At 65.3% G+C, this 16,310-nt stretch carries 18 protein-coding genes; 12 read left to right on the top strand and 6 right to left on the bottom strand.

Going from position 1 to position 16,310, the window contains the following annotated elements:
- Positions 1-17 precede the first annotated feature (17 nt).
- The 3 genes from VD659_RS12120 to VD659_RS12110 are packed head-to-tail and all read left to right on the top strand — an operon-like array spanning position 18 to position 3,201.
- A complete protein-coding gene (locus VD659_RS12120) occupies positions 18-1,067 on the top strand; it encodes a cupin domain-containing protein (RefSeq protein WP_423261323.1) in 1,050 nt (349 codons plus the stop codon).
- On the top strand, positions 1,064-2,341 hold the full coding sequence (locus VD659_RS12115; protein WP_423261322.1) for an FAD-dependent monooxygenase: 1,278 nt from the start codon (positions 1,064-1,066) through the stop codon (positions 2,339-2,341). Before VD659_RS12120 ends, VD659_RS12115 begins: the two co-directional genes overlap by 4 nt.
- Positions 2,338-3,201 carry a fumarylacetoacetate hydrolase family protein gene (locus VD659_RS12110; protein WP_423261321.1) on the top strand — a complete coding sequence of 288 codons (864 nt, stop codon included), beginning with the start codon at positions 2,338-2,340 and terminating at the stop codon, positions 3,199-3,201. Before VD659_RS12115 ends, VD659_RS12110 begins: the two co-directional genes overlap by 4 nt.
- A gap of 88 nt (positions 3,202-3,289) precedes the next feature.
- Here the strand turns inward: VD659_RS12110 and VD659_RS12105 are convergent, their stop codons facing one another.
- A complete protein-coding gene (locus VD659_RS12105; protein WP_423261320.1) occupies positions 3,290-4,489 on the bottom strand; it encodes an ROK family protein in 1,200 nt (399 codons plus the stop codon).
- A 207-nt stretch (positions 4,490-4,696) separates the two neighbouring features.
- On the opposite strand from VD659_RS12105, the gene VD659_RS12100 reads away from it, so the two are divergent.
- From VD659_RS12100 to VD659_RS12070, 7 genes are all read left to right on the top strand, one after another.
- The gene (locus VD659_RS12100) at positions 4,697-5,719 is read left to right on the top strand and encodes a phosphotriesterase family protein (protein ID WP_423261319.1); all 1,023 of its coding nucleotides are present in this window, start codon (positions 4,697-4,699) and stop codon (positions 5,717-5,719) included.
- Positions 5,716-6,756 (top strand): ROK family protein, encoded by a 1,041-nt coding sequence (locus VD659_RS12095; protein WP_423261318.1) that lies wholly within the window; start codon positions 5,716-5,718, stop codon positions 6,754-6,756. The genes VD659_RS12100 and VD659_RS12095 overlap by 4 nt, the downstream gene beginning before the upstream one ends.
- An 8-nt stretch (positions 6,757-6,764) precedes the next feature.
- Positions 6,765-7,889: a substrate-binding domain-containing protein gene (locus tag VD659_RS12090; RefSeq protein WP_423261317.1), complete on the top strand. Its 1,125-nt coding sequence runs from the start codon at positions 6,765-6,767 to the stop codon at positions 7,887-7,889.
- A 64-nt stretch (positions 7,890-7,953) separates the two neighbouring features.
- Complete coding sequence (locus tag VD659_RS12085; protein ID WP_423261316.1) at positions 7,954-8,943, top strand: ABC transporter permease; 990 nt, start codon at positions 7,954-7,956, stop codon at positions 8,941-8,943.
- A gap of 10 nt (positions 8,944-8,953) precedes the next feature.
- Positions 8,954-10,144 carry an alanine racemase gene (locus VD659_RS12080; protein ID WP_423261315.1) on the top strand — a complete coding sequence of 397 codons (1,191 nt, stop codon included), beginning with the start codon at positions 8,954-8,956 and terminating at the stop codon, positions 10,142-10,144.
- 28 nt (positions 10,145-10,172) lie between these two features.
- Complete coding sequence (locus VD659_RS12075) at positions 10,173-10,949, top strand: ATP-binding cassette domain-containing protein (RefSeq protein WP_423261313.1); 777 nt, start codon at positions 10,173-10,175, stop codon at positions 10,947-10,949.
- On the top strand, positions 10,946-11,701 hold the full coding sequence (locus tag VD659_RS12070; RefSeq protein WP_423261311.1) for a glucosamine-6-phosphate deaminase: 756 nt from the start codon (positions 10,946-10,948) through the stop codon (positions 11,699-11,701). The genes VD659_RS12075 and VD659_RS12070 overlap by 4 nt, the downstream gene beginning before the upstream one ends.
- A 145-nt stretch (positions 11,702-11,846) precedes the next feature.
- On the opposite strand, the gene VD659_RS12065 is transcribed toward VD659_RS12070, so the two are convergent.
- Positions 11,847-12,014, bottom strand: coding sequence for a hypothetical protein (locus tag VD659_RS12065; RefSeq protein WP_423261310.1), 168 nt, complete (start codon positions 12,012-12,014; stop codon positions 11,847-11,849).
- Between the two features lie 157 nt (positions 12,015-12,171).
- Here VD659_RS12065 and VD659_RS12060 point away from each other — a divergent pair, with 157 nt between their 5' ends.
- Positions 12,172-12,381: a hypothetical protein gene (locus tag VD659_RS12060; protein ID WP_423261309.1), complete on the top strand. Its 210-nt coding sequence runs from the start codon at positions 12,172-12,174 to the stop codon at positions 12,379-12,381.
- A 55-nt stretch (positions 12,382-12,436) separates the two neighbouring features.
- Here VD659_RS12060 and VD659_RS12055 read toward each other — a convergent pair whose 3' ends face one another.
- The 4 genes from VD659_RS12055 to VD659_RS12040 form a co-directional block, all read right to left on the bottom strand.
- Positions 12,437-12,679: a hypothetical protein gene (locus VD659_RS12055; protein ID WP_423261308.1), complete on the bottom strand. Its 243-nt coding sequence runs from the start codon at positions 12,677-12,679 to the stop codon at positions 12,437-12,439.
- A 216-nt stretch (positions 12,680-12,895) separates the two neighbouring features.
- Positions 12,896-13,033, bottom strand: a complete 138-nt coding sequence (locus VD659_RS12050) for a hypothetical protein (RefSeq protein WP_423261307.1) — start codon at positions 13,031-13,033, stop codon at positions 12,896-12,898.
- A gap of 53 nt (positions 13,034-13,086) precedes the next feature.
- On the bottom strand, positions 13,087-13,893 hold the full coding sequence (locus VD659_RS12045; RefSeq protein ID WP_423261306.1) for an SAM-dependent methyltransferase: 807 nt from the start codon (positions 13,891-13,893) through the stop codon (positions 13,087-13,089).
- A gap of 138 nt (positions 13,894-14,031) precedes the next feature.
- Positions 14,032-15,291 (bottom strand): MFS transporter, encoded by a 1,260-nt coding sequence (locus VD659_RS12040; protein WP_423261305.1) that lies wholly within the window; start codon positions 15,289-15,291, stop codon positions 14,032-14,034.
- A gap of 45 nt (positions 15,292-15,336) precedes the next feature.
- On the opposite strand from VD659_RS12040, the gene VD659_RS12035 reads away from it, so the two are divergent.
- Positions 15,337-16,257, top strand: coding sequence for a LysR family transcriptional regulator (locus VD659_RS12035; protein WP_423261303.1), 921 nt, complete (start codon positions 15,337-15,339; stop codon positions 16,255-16,257).
- Positions 16,258-16,310 lie beyond the last annotated feature (53 nt).

The raw sequence follows: 16,310 nt of genomic DNA, 5'->3' as shown, positions 1-16,310 counted from the left end.
TGAGAAGAGGAACTGCAATGACCGAAACAGACAGGGCAACTCGAGCAGCCGCGTACTTCGGGAAGCTACGGGACGCGCACGTTGCTGCGCTGTGGACCATTCCCGGGACGCTGGCGACCGAACCCACCCTCGACGAGGTCCCCTATGTCTGGCATGCGGACGAGATCTTTCCGCTGCTGTTCGAAGCGGTCGAAATCGCGGACCTCGGCGAGGAGACCGACCGCAGGGCGCTGAACGCTTCCAACCCGAACCGGGTATTCGGCACCAGCCACAATCTCGTAGCCGGCTATCAGCTCGTCCTTCCCGGCGAGACGGCACCCGCGCATCGGCACACGCCCAGCGCGATCCGACTCCTTCTTCAAGGTTCCGGGCACACCACCGTCGATGGCGAGCCTGTGCTGATGAAGCGTGGCGACCTGGTGCTCACTCCGCCCAACACCTGGCACGATCATCGCCACAACGGAGACGTACCGATGATCTGGCTCGATGGACTCGACGTGCCATTCGTCCGAGGCCAGCACGCCCAGTTCGCGGAGGAATACGAGAACGGTGAGCTCCAGAAGCTCACGAAGACCGAAGACGCCAGCGTCCACCGCTATTTCGCGGGCCTCAACCCCGTCGACGAAGCCTGGACCGCCCAACACTCGCCGCTCAACAAGTATCCATACGATGTCGCCCGCGTCGCGCTCGACACATTCCACGATGCCGAAGGAGCTCCGGTCACGGGGTCCACGCTCGAGTACGTCAATCCACTGACCGGTGGTCACGTCATTCCCACCCTGGCCTCCTACCTCACCTTGATCCCCGAGGGCGGTCGAAGTGTGCGGGAGAGGCACACGCCCAGCAAGGTCTACTGCGTGCTGGAAGGAAGCGGGTACAGCCTCATCGAGGGCAAGCGGTACGACTGGGCCGAGAACGACTTCTTCGTCGTGCCGTCATGGCATTGGTATGAGCATGTCGCTGGTTCGGGGGATGCGGTCCTGTTCTCTTTGAGCGATCTGCCGATCTACGAACCGTTCGGCCTTCTTCGTCGACAGATCGTCGAACCGGCTCAGGACAACGCATGAAACCGGGTGAGGTGCGATCCCCCGAATCGGGTCCGGCGCGGGTGATCGTGATCGGATGCGGAATCGGCGGCATCACAACCGCGTTGGCGTTGGCCCAGAAGGGTGTCAAGGCCACCGTCTATGAGCGCGCACAGGAGATCCGAGAAGTCGGGGCCGGTCTCCAGGTGGGCCCGAACGCCGTGAGGATCTTGGAACGTCTGGGCGTGACGCGCTACCTGACGCAGGCGATCGTCCTCCCGGATCGCGCTGTCATGAGGGACATCCGCACGGGGGAAGAGGTCTTCGCGATCCAGTTCGGCGACCAGTTCACAAAGCGATACGGTGCGCCCTATCAGGTGATGCATCGTGGCGATCTGCTCGCCGCCCTGGTTCGCACGGCTCAGGAAACTGGGCTCGTCTCGATCGTGCCAGCCAAAGAACTGATAGGCGTGGAGCAGGATGCGGACACGGTCACAGCAACATTCGCGGACGGTTCGAGCGCCCTCGCTGAGGTTCTGGTCGGCGCCGACGGCATCCGGTCGCACGTGCGCAGAATACTCGGCGACAATGAACCGCCGCTCGCATCGACGTACGCGATCTACCGGGGAACCTTCGATCGCACTGACGACATCGAGAACGCGGTCACGCTTCAGGTCGGGCATGAACACCACGTGATGTACTACCCGATCAAGGCCGGAACGATGGTGAATCTCGTGTGTTCGTTCAGGAGCGTGACAGACGCTCCGGGCGGAGACGCCTGGGGTGCGATAACCGAGCTCGACGACAGATTCGCGGGTGCCAATCCGGTGGTCAGGCGCGCGGTCCGCCAACTGGACCGTTCCAAGCGATGGACACAATTCGATCGAGCGCCCCAGCCGGGATGGGTTCAAGGGAGGATCGTCCTGACTGGCGACGCTGCGCATCCCACTCACCAATATTTCGCGCAAGGAGCATGCCAGGCGATGGAGGACGGAATCGAGCTCGCGGAACTGATCGCGAACTCGGACGATCTGTCCGATCGACTTCAAGAATTCGAAGAGCGCCGATATCCTCGCACGAGTGCCGTTCAGCGCGGGTCCAGATTCTGGGGTGAATGGAGCCACGTCGGGGGCGCAGAGGCCGTTCGCAGAGATGAAGTGCTCCGCTCGGTCGCGCCCGATATCTATCGGCATCTCGACTGGCTCTACGGAAATGATCCCACGGCGCCGATTCCGCGGATCCCGGAAAGCCGGGACGACTACGAGGTGATCGCCTCGGAACGTGCCGCCTACGACAAGCGTGTGACCGCGTCATGATCATCGCAAGATTCAACGGTGGCCGGATCGGTATCGTCAAGGGGGATCGAATCCACGACATCTCGGCCTCCTTCGGGTCGGCTGAAGTGCCGCGTGGATCGATCGTCGACCTCTTCTCAGCGGGCAGCCGCTTCTGCGCCGATGACGTCGGAGAGGAACGCGGCGAACTGGTATCGGGCGTGGTGCTCGAGGCCCCGATCGAGAGACCGGGCAAGATCATCGGAGCGCCGGCGAACTACTACGAGCACATCGACGAGATGCCCGATTCTGCGACGATTCGGGATTGGGGCACCTTCCTGAAGGCGCCGACGTCGATCACCGGTCCGGAGGGGCGAGTAAGGCTTCCCTATAACGATGTCCGCACCGACTACGAGGGTGAACTCGCGGTGGTGATCGGTACGGGCGGCAGGGACATCACTGCAGATCGTGCACTAGAGCACGTCTTCGGCTACACCTGCGTTCTCGATATCACCATTCGCTCGAGCGAAGATCGATCGACCCGAAAATCGTTCGACACCTTCACGCCGCTCGGCCCGTGGATCGTGACCGCCGACGAGATCCCGGATCCCGGCGATTTGATACTGAAGCTCGACGTGAACGGCGATGTTCGCCAGCATTCGTCGACATCGAAGATGATCTTCGGCGTGCCGGAGCTGATTGCCTACGCCAGTTCGGTGATGACTCTCGAGCCAGGCGACATCATCGCCACGGGCACTCCAGCCGGGGTCGGGCCGATCGTCGACGGGGATGTGGTGACGATGGAGATAGAGAAGATCGGGCAGCTCAGGGTCTACGTTGACGGCCGCGAGTCGCTCGGATACGCGGAGCGGCCCGGTCCGCGACCAGGCCTGTACGCCTAGCGCGGGGTCTACCTGGTTTCACCTGGCGTGACTCCCACCAGCTTCGCCGAGCTCTCCGCCATCGCACTCGGCTTGTTGAGGGGATCCTTCACAGAGTCGGAGAGGCGGCATCCCGCCGTTCGAATGCCGGAGAGAGCTCGCTCTGCCCCAATGGGCGGGCTGCGGGCAGTCGGGAGAGATCGCTCTCCGAGACACCAAGCTGTTCGTAGACGGACTGGAGACACGCGACCACGGCGCCCATCGCGCCAGAGAAGTCTCCGAGTTGTGAGTTGACGACGGGTGTGAAGACGTTGAGGTTGCTCGCGATGGCTTCTTCATAGCGGCCCAGCCTTGACGTGAGGGATTTCGCGATTCCGCCCCCGAGGACCACCACTGCTGGGTCGGAGCTGACGATCAGTGCGGTGAGAGCCACCATCAGGGCTTGATCGAATTGCGAGACCACGGCGTCGAGGACAGCTGGTCTGTCGCTTCGGAACAGATCTGCGGGGGAGTCCAGTTCGTGTCCGAGTTCTTGTGCGCGGCGTCTGAGCATGGGCCCGGTGACCATGTTCTCCAGCCGGGATCCGAGCGGACCTACGAGAAGGTGTCCGAATTCGCCGACGATGCCGCGTCGGCCCCTGATGATGCGTCCGTCTATCGACATGGCGCAGCCGAGTCCGGCGCCGATCGTCATCATCGCGGCGGTCGGGGCGTCTCGTGCGGCCCCGAACTTCTGCTCGCCGAGCAGCGCGAAGTTCGCGTCGTTGTCGATCTCGGCGGTCACGCCGAGATGGGACTGAAATGCTCCGAGAAAGGCCGGGTCCTCGACTTCTCGACGGTTCGGTGCGTTGCTGACGCTCCTGTCGTCTGTCTTCACGGCCCCAGGAAGCCCGACGGCAACGGCGGTCGGGGGTCGGTAGTCCTGGTGCGCGTCTTTCACGATGCCGGCGAGCCACTGGCCCAGAGCTGCCGAGCCCTTGTCGGTCGGGGTGGGCACCTGGACGGATCTGACGGGTTCGCCGAGGAAGTTCGCGATGACGACACGCGTCGTGGTGGCACCGAGGTCGACGCCGGCGACGTGTTGCAGATCCGGAACCACCTCGAGGAGTACGGCACGGCGCCCCCTCATTCCGGTGTGTATGTCTCGTGTCTCCCGGACGATTCCCTCACTCACGAGTGCGTCCACCGCGCGCGAAACGGTAGCCGGCGAAAGCCCCGTCGTTGAAGCGACGTCCACGCGAGTGGTGCGGTGTGCGCTAAGAAGCTCGGTCAAGACTTCTCGCCGACCGTTGAACCTGTTGTCGTTCATCGATACCTATTTCTGTTCTCGGCGAACCCAAATCTATTGGATCGCGCCCCAGAGTGACAGATTCAAGCCCAGTTTGGCTCCATGAACGCGTCACTGACAAAAAGGTCTTGCGATCTCGAACGCCGTGCTCTACTTTTAGTCTCACGATGAAAGTAAATGATCACCGTTGATCACATCTCGCGTTCCACGTCAGGAAATGATGCCGCTATGAGTCACGTGCAGACCGTCCTCGGGCCTGTCAGTGCCGAAGAGCTCGGTGGGGTTCTCCCCCATGAGCATCTGCTTTCTTTGGTTCCCGGCCCCTGGTTGAGCGGCGGCAGATCGGGTGGCCGGCCCGACGCGATCCGTATCGCGGTCGATGCTCTCGCGCCGCTGAAAGACGCGGGAGTCGACACGATCGTGGACCTGAGCCCCTACGGCGTCGTCGGGCGAAGTGCCACCGGATCGAACGTCCTCGCTCTTCGCGAGCTCAGTGAACGAACGGGGCTCCATGTGGTCGCCGGGTCCTCGGTCTACCTCGAGGCGATGAGTCCGGCCTGGGTGCGTGACCTGGATGCCGACGGTCTCGCGGAACGCTTCATCTCCGACGCGACAACCGGCTTCGGGGACACCGGTGTCCGAGCCGGGATCTTTGGTGAGCAGGCGACCGGGCTCGGCGTCGTCACCGATTTCGAAGAGAAGAATCTGCGGGCGGCGGCTCGCGCCGCGCGGGCTACCGGCCTCGCGATAGCGACTCACACCACGCACGGGACGATGGTTCGCGAACAGATCGCGATCCTCACCGACGAGAACACGGACCTTTCCCGCGTGGTGATCGGTCATCTCGACATCCCGGAAAGCCCAGATGACGTCCTGTACGCCCTGAACGCGGGTGCGAACGTAGCGATCGACACGATCGGCAAACAGCACTGGGACTTCTTCCTTGGTGCCGAACCGGTGCGAGCAGATGGCGAGTACACGAAACGGGCGTACTTCCGATCGGATGTCTCGCGGGCTGCACGAGTGGCTGACCTCGTCGCCGCGGGTTGGGCAGATCGCCTCTTCCTGGCCATGGACCTCACCGGTGCAGAGGCGTACCTGAATCCCCTGACCCATGGCCAATGGGGTTACTCGTACCTCTCCGCCGTCTTTCTGCCGCTGCTGCGCGACCACGGCGTCACCGAAACCGACATCGCGACGATGACGCACGTGAACCCCAGACGTCTCCTCACGGTCGGGGGAACTCGATGAACCCACCCATTTCAGGGCTCAAGAGCACCACGGCTGCCGTCGGGGTGGACGGGGCGCACTACTTCCTCGGTATCGATCTCGGTGGCACGAAGATCCATTTCGCGCTGTCCGACGCCCATGGGCAGGTCCTGCGTGACCGAATCACACCGAATGATGCGACCAGCCCCCGAGAGCTCGCTGATTCGGTCGGCCGCGCGAGTCTCACACTTCTCGCTCAGGCCAACGTGTATCCGGAAGACGTGCGGGGTGTGGGTGTGGGGATCGCCGGGGCGGTGAATGTGTCAAACGGACAGCTCGCGTTGGCCCCGAACTTGCAAGGGACGAGCACCAGCCACATCCTCGACGCGTTGACCGCCATCTTCGACGCCCCTGTCCGTCTGGACAACGACGTGAACCTCGCCGCCCTCGGCGAATGGCGGCGAGGCGTCGCGACCGGCGAAACGGACTTCGTTTTCATCGCCGTCGGAACCGGCATCGGGATGGGCATCGTCGCGGAGGGGACTCTGGTCCGGGGGGCGCGGAACGCGGCCGGAGAAATCGGTTATCTCCCGATCGGCGCCGACCCCCTCGACCCTCTGAACCACAGCAGGGGACCGCTCGAAGAGCTCGTCGCCGGCGAGGAAATTGCCATCCGGTACACCCGGCAGACCGGAAAGACGGTGACGACAAGGAACGTCTTCGACCTCGCAGGCGCCGGTGACACTGTCGCGATCGCTTCGATCGAGGTCGAAGCCCGCTACGTCGCTCAGGCCGTCGTCGCCGTGAGATCCGTCTTGGACCCCGCCATGGTCGTCCTCGGCGGCGGGGTCGGATCGCGCACAGAGATGTTGCCCCTGATCCAGGCCTGGCTCATCAAGTTCGGTGCCACAGGGGTCGACATCAGAACGAGCGCCCTCGGAGCGGATGCGTCCGTCCTCGGCGCCATAGAACTCGCCCGGGAACGAGGCCGACCCGAAATGGAACGGTACGAGCCCGAACGACAGCAACACCCGACCAGCGTCACATCAGTTCGAACACACAGAGATGGAAGACAATGAGAAAGCCCATGTTCCTCGCCGTCGCGGCGATAGCGGTGACCGTCACCGCGCTCACCGGCTGCAGCTCCTCCGGCACGACCGCATCGACGAGTGCTACCGCAGCCGCTGGTGACAAGACAGTCATCGACCTCGACATTTCGCAGACCGTCGGACCGAACGGGGAAACACCCACCCCGCTGTCCGCTCTCACCTTGACCGATGGCGACGTAGCCAAGCTGAAAGCCGGCGGATACTCCGCGGACTTCCTCTGGCACGCCTCATCGCAGTTCGTCACCGCCGTGCAAAAGGGCGCCACCGACGAATTCGGTCGTCTCGGTATCAGCGTCGGCCTCTCCGCCGTCGCGAACATGGACGCAGGCACTCAGGCGAACCAGGTTCAGACCGCGCTGGCGTCAAAGCCGAGCGCCATCCTGAGTCTGCCTGTCGACCCGACATCCGCCGCCGCTGCGTTCCAGCCCGCCGTTGATGCCGGAGTAAAACTGGTGTTCCTCTCCAACACCCCCGCCGGATACAAGCAGGGCGTCGATTACACGTCGATCGTGACCGATGACCTGTACCAAATGGGCAAGAAGGCTGCAGAGCAGCTCGGAAACTCGATGGGAGGAACGGGAACCGTCGGTGTCATCTACTACAACGCCAACTACTACGTGACCAATCAGCGAGACGCCGCATTCCTGAATACGATGAAGACAGAATTCCCGAACATCACCATCGTGTCCAAGCAGGGCTTCTCCGACGCGACCAAGGTCGACACGATCGCCAGCGCAATGCTCACGCAGAACCCCGACCTCGGTGGCATGTATGTCAGCTATGCGCAGCCCGCGGCGGAGGGCGCACTCTCCGCTCTTCGCAGCGCCGGGAACACCACCACCAAACTCGTCACCCTCGACATCGATGACCCGGTGATCGTGGATCTGGCGCAGGGTGGGAACACCGTCGCGGTGGTCGCCGACCAGGCCTACGCGCTCGGCAAGGGCATGGCCGACGCCGCGGCCTACGGCATCCTCGGCAAGTCGGCCCCCGCCTTCGCTGTCGCCGACACCGTCGTCGTCACCAAGGACACCATCGCCGCGGGATACAAAGACTCCCTCGACGCCGACGTACCCGACACCGTTCAAGCGGCGTTGAAGTAGCTTCTTCATCGTTTGGGCCGGGTACTTCACCGCACCCGGCCCAAACCTCTAACCGAGGATCACCATGAACACCACCAGCCCGACAACACCCGCACCACCCTCGTTGCGCGTCCGAGCGCAACGACTGGCCACCGCCAGCAACAGCGCTTTCCCGTACGTCGCGCTCGCCCTGATCTTCGTCGTGATGTCGATCCTGCTGCACGACAAAGGCTTCCTCAACCCGACGAACCTGCTCAACATCGTCCTCCAGACCACCCCGATCACCGTCATGGCTGTCGGCGCGGTCTTCGTGCTCAGCACGGCACAGATCGACCTCTCCATCGGAGCCGTCGTCGCGCTCTCCGCACTGGTCTCCGCATCGGTCCTGAACAGTTACGGCCTCATCGCCGGCATCGCCGCCGGACTCGCGACCGGAGCGATCGTCGGAGCCGTGAACGGCATCCTGGTCACCCGATTCCGGCTCCCGTCCTTCCTCGTCACGCTGGGAATGACGGGCCTCGTGGCCGGTATCGCCCAGCAGATCACCGGCCTTCAGGCGGTTCCGACCTTGGACACGACGTTCAACACCATCTTCGGCGCAGGAACCGTGTTCGGTGTCCCTTCCCTCGTGATCTGGACCATCGTCGTCCTGATCGTGGGTCAGTACGTCTACAGGCACACCCGCATCGGCGCTCATGTCCTCGCCGTCGGGGACAACATCAAATCGGCGCGAGTGTCCGGTATCAGAGCGGACCGCATCCTGCTTGGCGTGATGATCCTCAGCGGAATGTGCGCCGCCCTCGCCGGGCTCCTGTACACCGGCCGACTCCACGGTGCGTCGTACACCCTCGGCAGTTCAGACCAACTCACCGTCATCGCCGCTGCTGTTATCGGCGGTACCGCGCTGTTCGGCGGCAAGGGAAGCATTATCGGAGCCTTCGCCGGGTCTTTGATCTTCGGAATGCTCAACAACGGACTGATCCTCGCCGGGTTCAGTGACGCGCAACAGCAAATCGCCCGCGGTGCGATCATCCTGATCGCCGTGGTCCTCACCCTCCGCGAAAAGAAATCTTGAAAGGCCGGACATGTTCCTCGACGCCCTGAGATCACGGAATCCCGGACTGATCAACGCCACCATCACGCTGCACCAAGCCGGAAAACTCCCTGCCAACACATTCGTCCTCGATCTGGATGCGATCACCCGCAATGCTCAGATCATCAGCGCCGAGGCCACCAGGCTCGGGCTGACGGTCTTCGCCATGACCAAGCAGATCGGCCGGAACCCAGATGTCTCGAAAGCGCTGATCGAGGCGGGAATCCCCGCGAGCGTCGCGGTGGACATGGCCTGCGCACGAGCCACCGTCGCCGCCGGGATGCAACTCGGTCACCTCGGACACCTCGTCCAAGTGCCTCGCGCCGAGGCCGCAGCCGCAGCTGCGATGGCCCCGCACAACTGGACGGTGTTCAGTGACGACAAAGCAGAGGAGGCCGCTGCGGCCGCTCACGATCTAGGCAGAAGTCAGCGACTCCTGGCGCGGGTGCAGGATGTGGGCGACGAGTTCTACTCCGGCCACGAGGGGGGATTCGACGCAGCCCGGATCGTCGACGTCGCCGACCGACTGGATGCCCTGAACGGCGGCCACTTCGGCGGAATCACCACCTTCCCCGCCCTCGTCTTCGACACCGAGACCCGCGCCATCAGGCAAACGAAGAACCTCAGAACCTTGGAGCGGACAGCCGAGGCACTCCGAAACTCCGGGCGCAGGGACTTCCAGGTGAACGCCCCGGGAACGACTTCCACCATCATGCTCGAAGCCCTCGCCGGCGCCGGCGCCACCCAGGTCGAACCCGGCCATGCGCTCACCGGAACGACCCCGTTGCACGCCTACCGTGACGACGTCCCCGAAACCCCCGCCGTCTGCTACCTCTCGGAAGTCAGCCACTTCGCACGCGGCCGGGCGTACTGCTTCGGCGGAGGCATGTACGTCGACCCCGTCTTCCCGCCCTACCAAATGCGCGCCCTCGTCGGTGCAGACGCCGACACGGTCCATCAGGTCGACGTGGAACTTCCGCCCGCGACCGCGATCGACTACTACGGCCAACTCGACCCCGACGAGACCACAATCCGCACCGGCGACAGCGTCGTCTTCGGATTCCGGATCCAAGCGTTCGTCACCCGCGGCTACACCGCAGCTGTCTCCGGAATATCCAGCAACACCCCCCGGGTGCAGAACATCTGGTTTGCCGACGGCTCGCCGACGACCTGGCCCATCTAGCTCCGATAGCTCAACGACTGAGGACATCATGACCGACATCAGCAACGAGAACAGGTCCGCGCCGACGACCAAGAATTTGCCCCTCCGAATCGAAGGGATCTCCAAACATTTCGACGGGGTCGTCGCGATCAAGCACTTCGACCTTCAAGTCCGGCCCGGTGAAATCGTCGCACTCGTCGGCGACAACGGTGCCGGAAAGTCCACTCTCGTCAAGATCATCTCCGGCCTGTTCCCGCCAAGCGCCGGCCAGATCTATCTCAACGGCGAACAGGTCACCTTCAAAGACGCGTCGGACGCGCGCGGCAAGGGTGTCGAAGTCGTCTATCAAGACCTCGCGCTCGTCGACAACCAGCCCGTGTACATGAACATGTTCCTCGGCCGTGAACTTGTCCGAGGACCCCTACGGATCCTCGACCGCAAGACCATGGCGCAGCGAACCCAGACCATGATCGACGAACTCGACGTGCGGATCCCGTCCCCGAGATCGAACATCAAAGCCCTTTCCGGCGGCCAGCGGCAGGGGATCGCTATCGCCCGCGCGACGCACTACGCCAAGGGCCTCGTCCTCATGGACGAACCCACCGCCGCGCTGGGTGTTGCGGAGACCGCCAAAGTGGAAGAAACGATCCTGAAGCTGAAAGCCCGCGGAGCCGCCGTTCTCATCGTCAGCCACAATCTCGACCAGGTCTTTCGCATCGCTGACACCGTCACCGTCCTCCGGCGTGGAACCCAGGTCGCCACGCGTGCGCTGGCCGACACCAGCCGCAACGAAATAGTCTCCTACATCACCGGACTCGCCTCATGAAGATCGCCATCTACGACAGTGCAGACGATGCCGCGACTGCTGCCGCGAAAGCCATCGCCGTCACCGCCGCTCAAAGACCGGATCTGGTTCTCGGCGTGGCCACCGGAAGTTCACCACAGCCGCTGTACCGTGCGTTGGGGCACCTCGTCCAGGCAGGCCAGCTAGATCTCCGTTCAGCATCAGCGTTCGCCCTCGACGAATACGTCGGCCTCGATTATCAGCACCCGGAGAGTTATCACTCCATCGTTCAGCGTGACGTCACCGCTCCCCTCAACATGGATGCCGCGAGAGTACGGGTACCCGAAGGGCTCGCACTGGACCTTTGCCGAGCCGCCACCGCCTACGAGGCCGAAATCGCCTTGCAGGGCGGCATAGACCTCCAGATCCTCGGTATCGGAGGCAACGGTCACATCGGCTTCAACGAGCCAGGATCGCCAGTGGATTCACGAACCCGTGTCGTCGACCTGACTGGCGAGACCCGCTCCGCCAACAGTCGCTTCTTTCCCAGCATCGACCATGTCCCTACCCAGGCGATGACGCAGGGGCTCGCGACGATCATGGCGGCCAGGTCAATCGTTCTCGTAGCCAACGGCATCGACAAAGCAGACGCGGTCCGTCGAGCCATCGAAGAACCCGCGGATCTCTCACACCCAGCATCGCTGTTGCAGCGCCACCCCAGGGTGACGTTCTACCTCGACGCCGCCGCCGCATCCGAGCTCAGCACGACACTGGCGGCCATGACAGCCCCGTGACCACGGCCAGCGCATACACCGACCCGGCCACAGAGCTCGAGGCGCCGGAGCGATGAGCGCCCACTCGGATGGTGCCGCCGATGCTCAATCGGCGAAGGTGGCTACCGAGCGGGCGCATCTGCCTGGTGTGGGCCGACCGCCGGTTTCAGGCTTGGCGCTTCTTCTTGCCGACGCTTCGACGGACGAGGCCGAACACGAGCGTGCCGACGAGGAGGATGATGCCGATGATCCCCAGCCAGAGAAGGCCCTGGATTGCGAACCCGACGACCGTGAGCACGGCCCAGAGGACGAGGAGGATGACGATGACGGTCACGGGACTGTCCTTTCGTGGTGTGCGATGCTCGGAGGGTGTTGCAAGAGAGCCTAGCTGCGTGGGGCGGCCGGATCGGCAGGCCGCCGTGGTGCACGGAAAATTTCGCTCCATTTACGATCCCGTGCTGACATCCTTCCAGGGCTGCTAGTTTCGCGACATGCAGACACCGGCCGAATGGTTCCGCGCCCAACGCGAGGAGCGCCGCATCGAACGTGCCGAGAGGCACGAGCGTGCGGCGAGCTCGAGGCGCCGACGCGACCGGGAGAACGACCAGGAATTCCTCCAGAACCGGCGAGGCCGGCTGCGCAAACGCGACGTTCCGGGCGGCATCCTCGACTTCTTCGATTTCCTCAGCCTGTTCCGCTAGGCGTCGCGCGCCGGCTCGCTGGCCGGCCCCAGTAGCTCCCGTCGACGTCGGAAGATCAGGTGGTCGAGATGCCCACGCCCACGGCGTACCCGATGGTGGTGTCGTCGGCCGGAGCGGAGGTGGCGACGGGAATCCAGCCGTTGACGCGTCCCACATCGATCGCGGTGTGGATGTCGCCCGGATGGGACGCCAGCACCACGATGACGCTCTTCCATTCACCGACCGCCGGGATCGTGTCGGAAGCGATCATGTCGAGATGGCGCGTGACGATCACGCCGTGGTCGTCGCTGAAGCACACCCCGAGCCCTGAGCTCCCCGACTGGTCATCGGCTCGAGCTAGCGGCCAGACGAGAGCGCGCCCAGGTGAGGGCTCTCCCCGACCCGACCCCGGATGGGGTACGAGGTCACCGCCCAGCATGCGCACTCCCTCAGTATGCGCCCCGGAGCCCGCCTCCCGGGGGCTGTCCCGCGGGCTGACGGGCTGGCGCGCGGGCGGTCGAACTGCCGGCCGGGCTCAGCGGTCGACGGCCTGGATCATCGAGGGCCCGGCCCACACGATGAGCGCCAGCACCAGCACCACGAACCCGAGGAAGGCGGGCACCAGTGGCAGCACGAGCAGGGCAGCTCCCACGAGCAGCGGCGGAACGGTCATGCCGGCGAAGGCGAGCAGAAAGACGCCCGCGGTGATCTCGCTGCATTTCCGGGCTACTCGTCTTTCTGTGAGCGGGCAGTGATGAAACTGCTGGTGAGCGTGCTCGGACGAGGTGTCAGGGGCTCTGCGCTCGGGGTGTGCCTACCCAGTCGCGCGCCGATGTGGAAGGCGGGGATGACCTGTACCTCCGGCCATCCGCAGTCGGCGAAGAGCTCGCGTGGCTGGTCTGTGCAGAACGGGGGCTCGGCGCCGGCCGCACGCCTCGCGTCGATGAGCGGTCGCATCGAAGGAAGGTGCAGCAACCCCTTTCCGAAGACATCGGCAACGAAATCGGAGCCCGGCGCGCTGCCTTCCGCGGCCTGACGCAGCAGCGTTCGAACCGCGGGCGTCGGGAGGTGGAACAGGAGCCCCTCAGCAATCCAGAGTGTGGGAGCGGTGCTGCGAAAGCCCGCCCGGGTGAGCTCCGTGAACCACTCCCCGCGAAGATCGGCCGGCACCACGCGACGCTCGCCGGGTGCGACAGTGCCGGCGAGGGCATGTTCCTTGTAGTCGAACACTTCTGCGCGGTCGATTTCAAAGATCGTCGTGCGGGGCGGGAGCGTCAGGCGAAAAGCACGCGTGTCCATCCCGGCGCCGAGGAGAACGACCTGGTGAGCGGGTCCGACCGAGGCGCGGATGACGTCATCGAAGAAGCGAGTGCGAACGGGCAGGTAGGGATTCTCGATGCCGTCTGCTTCACGAGCCGCGAGCTGCAGCCATCCCTGTTCTCCTGCCAGGTCACCTGCGAGGTCGTCTTCGAACAGCGCATCGGTGCGGGAGGACTCCCTGGCGCGCGCCGCCGCGGTCCACAGCCCGCTCAAGGAACTCGCAGACTCCCACTTCCGGCCACCCTGCTCCACCGTGAATCTCCCTTGCTCGGGACGTCGTCCGGATTGAATCTTAGGCTTCGCGCTACGAGGACGGTCGCATCGAGGTCGCGCTGTTCGCGCCGAGCGGGCTCAGCGGGCGACGGCCCGGATCATCGAGGGCCCGGCCCACACGATGAGCGCCAGCACCAGCACCACGAACCCGAGGAAGGCGGGCACCAGCGGCAGCACCAGCAGGGCAGCTCCCACGAGCAGCGGCGGCACGGTCATGCCGGCGAAGGCGAGCAGGAAGATGCCCGCGGTGATCTCGCTGCGGTTCGCCGCGGTGCCGAGCGAGCCGGCCGTGGCGAGTGCTCCGCGGAAGACGAGACCGACGCCCGCGCCGGCCACCACTCCGCCGCCCACGAAGAGCGCGGCCGAGACGGTGAGGTCGGCGACGCCGAGAGCGAGGAGGCCCGCCACCATCGCCAGCACGCCGATCCACAGCTGCGTGCGCGTCGACAGCCGCGCGAACACCACCTGCGCGAGCGCCGCGGCGCCGAAGACCGAGAACGACACGATCCCGGCCACGAGGTGGTCGCTCTGGTGCAGCAGCTGCGCGAGGAAGGTGGGCGCCACCGAGCCGAACAGCCCCGTGACGGCGAAGGCCGCGAAGGCGCCGATGCCCGCCGCCCAGTAGGCGCGGCGGCTCTCGGCCGGCACCCGCACGCGCTGCGGCCGGTACGGGCCGTGCACCCGGCCGCGCTCCACGGTCTCGGGAACGAAGGCGTAGGCGAATCCGATCGCCACCAGCGCGGCGAGGAAGGCGAGGTAGGGCGCCACGAGCGGCTGCGGCGCCCACTCGGCGAAGAGCCCGCCGATCAGCGGCCCGAGCGCGAGACCGCCCATGTTCGCCACGCCCGCGATGGTCGCGGCGAAGCCGATGGTGGCGGCGGGGTGGCTGATGCGCCGCAGGTCGGCCAGGTGCGCGGTCGCGGTGGCGGTGAGCATCCCGATGCCGAGCCCGGCCACGAAGCGCGCCACCACCAGTCCCACGGCCGAGGGCCAGAGAAGGAAGAGCACGGCGGCCACCACCTCGATCAGCACCGAGCTCAGGATGATGCGGCGCCGGCCCAGGCGATCGCTCAGGTGCCCGGCGAGGTAGAGCGCGACCATCACACCGATCGAGTAGGCCGCGAACACCACCGTGATCATCACGGTGGGGAACCCGTCGCGCTGCTGGTAGAGCGCGTAGAGCGGGGTGGGCACCGTGTTGAACGCCATCATCACGAGGAAGGCGACGGCCGTCACCCAGAAGCCTGCGCGATGGGGGAGCCGGAGGCCCCGGCGTGAGGCGGGCCGATCGATGGCGGGCTCCGGAGTGGTCTGCAGGGGGATGGACGTGATGGTCATGACTCGATGATGCGCGCTCTTAGTCATCGAGTCCAACGAGTTTCAATGCACACAGTCATCGGCTTCATCTATGATCAGCACGTGGAGACGCGCCTGCTGGAGTACTTCGTCGCCGTCGCCGACGAACTCAACGTCACCCGCGCCGCCGCCCGCCTCTACGCGGCGCAGTCCACCGTCTCGGCAGGGCTGCGCAGCCTGGAGTCCGAACTCGGCGTCACCCTGTTCGAGCGGAGCACCAAGGCCGTTCGCCTGCTGCCCGCCGGAGAAGAGCTGCTGCCCCTGGCGCGGCGCGTGCTCGACGAGGTGACCGTGCTGCGCGAGGCGGCTCCGGAGTCGGTCGCGGGGTTCCGCGGCCGGGTGCGCATCGGCACCTTCGCCGCGCTGCAACTGCTCGACCTGCCCGGGTTGCTCGGCCGCTTCCGGCGGCGCCACCCGCGAGTCGATCTCCAGCTGACCGTGTCTCCGACCGGGTCGACCGGACTCGCCGACGACCTCGTGCACGGCCGCCTCGACCTCGCGCTCACGGCTCTGCCCCCGTCGCCCGCGTTCGACAGCTGGCCGCTGGTGAGCTACCCGTTCGTCGCCTTGCTGCCGCCCGCGCATCCCCTGGCCGGAGCCTCCTCGGTCTCGCTCGCCCAGCTGGCCGACGACGACTGGGTCGACATGCAGCCCGGGTTCGGCAACCGGGTCACGGTCGAGCGCGCGTTCGCCGAGCGCGGCATCGTGCGCCACATCGCGGCGGAACTCGCCGAACTGCCGGCCGTCGGGCCCTGCGTGGCAGCCGGCCTCGGAGTGGCCGTCGTGCCCGATCTGGTGGTGAGCGACGGATGCGTGCGGGTGCCGCTGACCGAGCCGATCGGACCCTGGGTGGTGTCGCTCGCGACCCGCCGCGGCCAGAGCCGGCGACCCGTGGTGGCCGCGCTGGTCGACGAGGTGCGCGCCAGCGTGTCCGCGGGGAACGGCTGACGGTGACGTCGAGGCTGCGGGCTGCCATCATCGGGGTATAGAGGTCGGCCGCG

Source organism: Herbiconiux sp. 11R-BC (assembly GCF_049472555.1).
Classification (GTDB): domain Bacteria; phylum Actinomycetota; class Actinomycetes; order Actinomycetales; family Microbacteriaceae; genus Herbiconiux.
The sequence above is the reverse complement of the archived record's forward strand: the minus strand, read 5'-3'. Positions and strand labels throughout refer to the sequence as shown.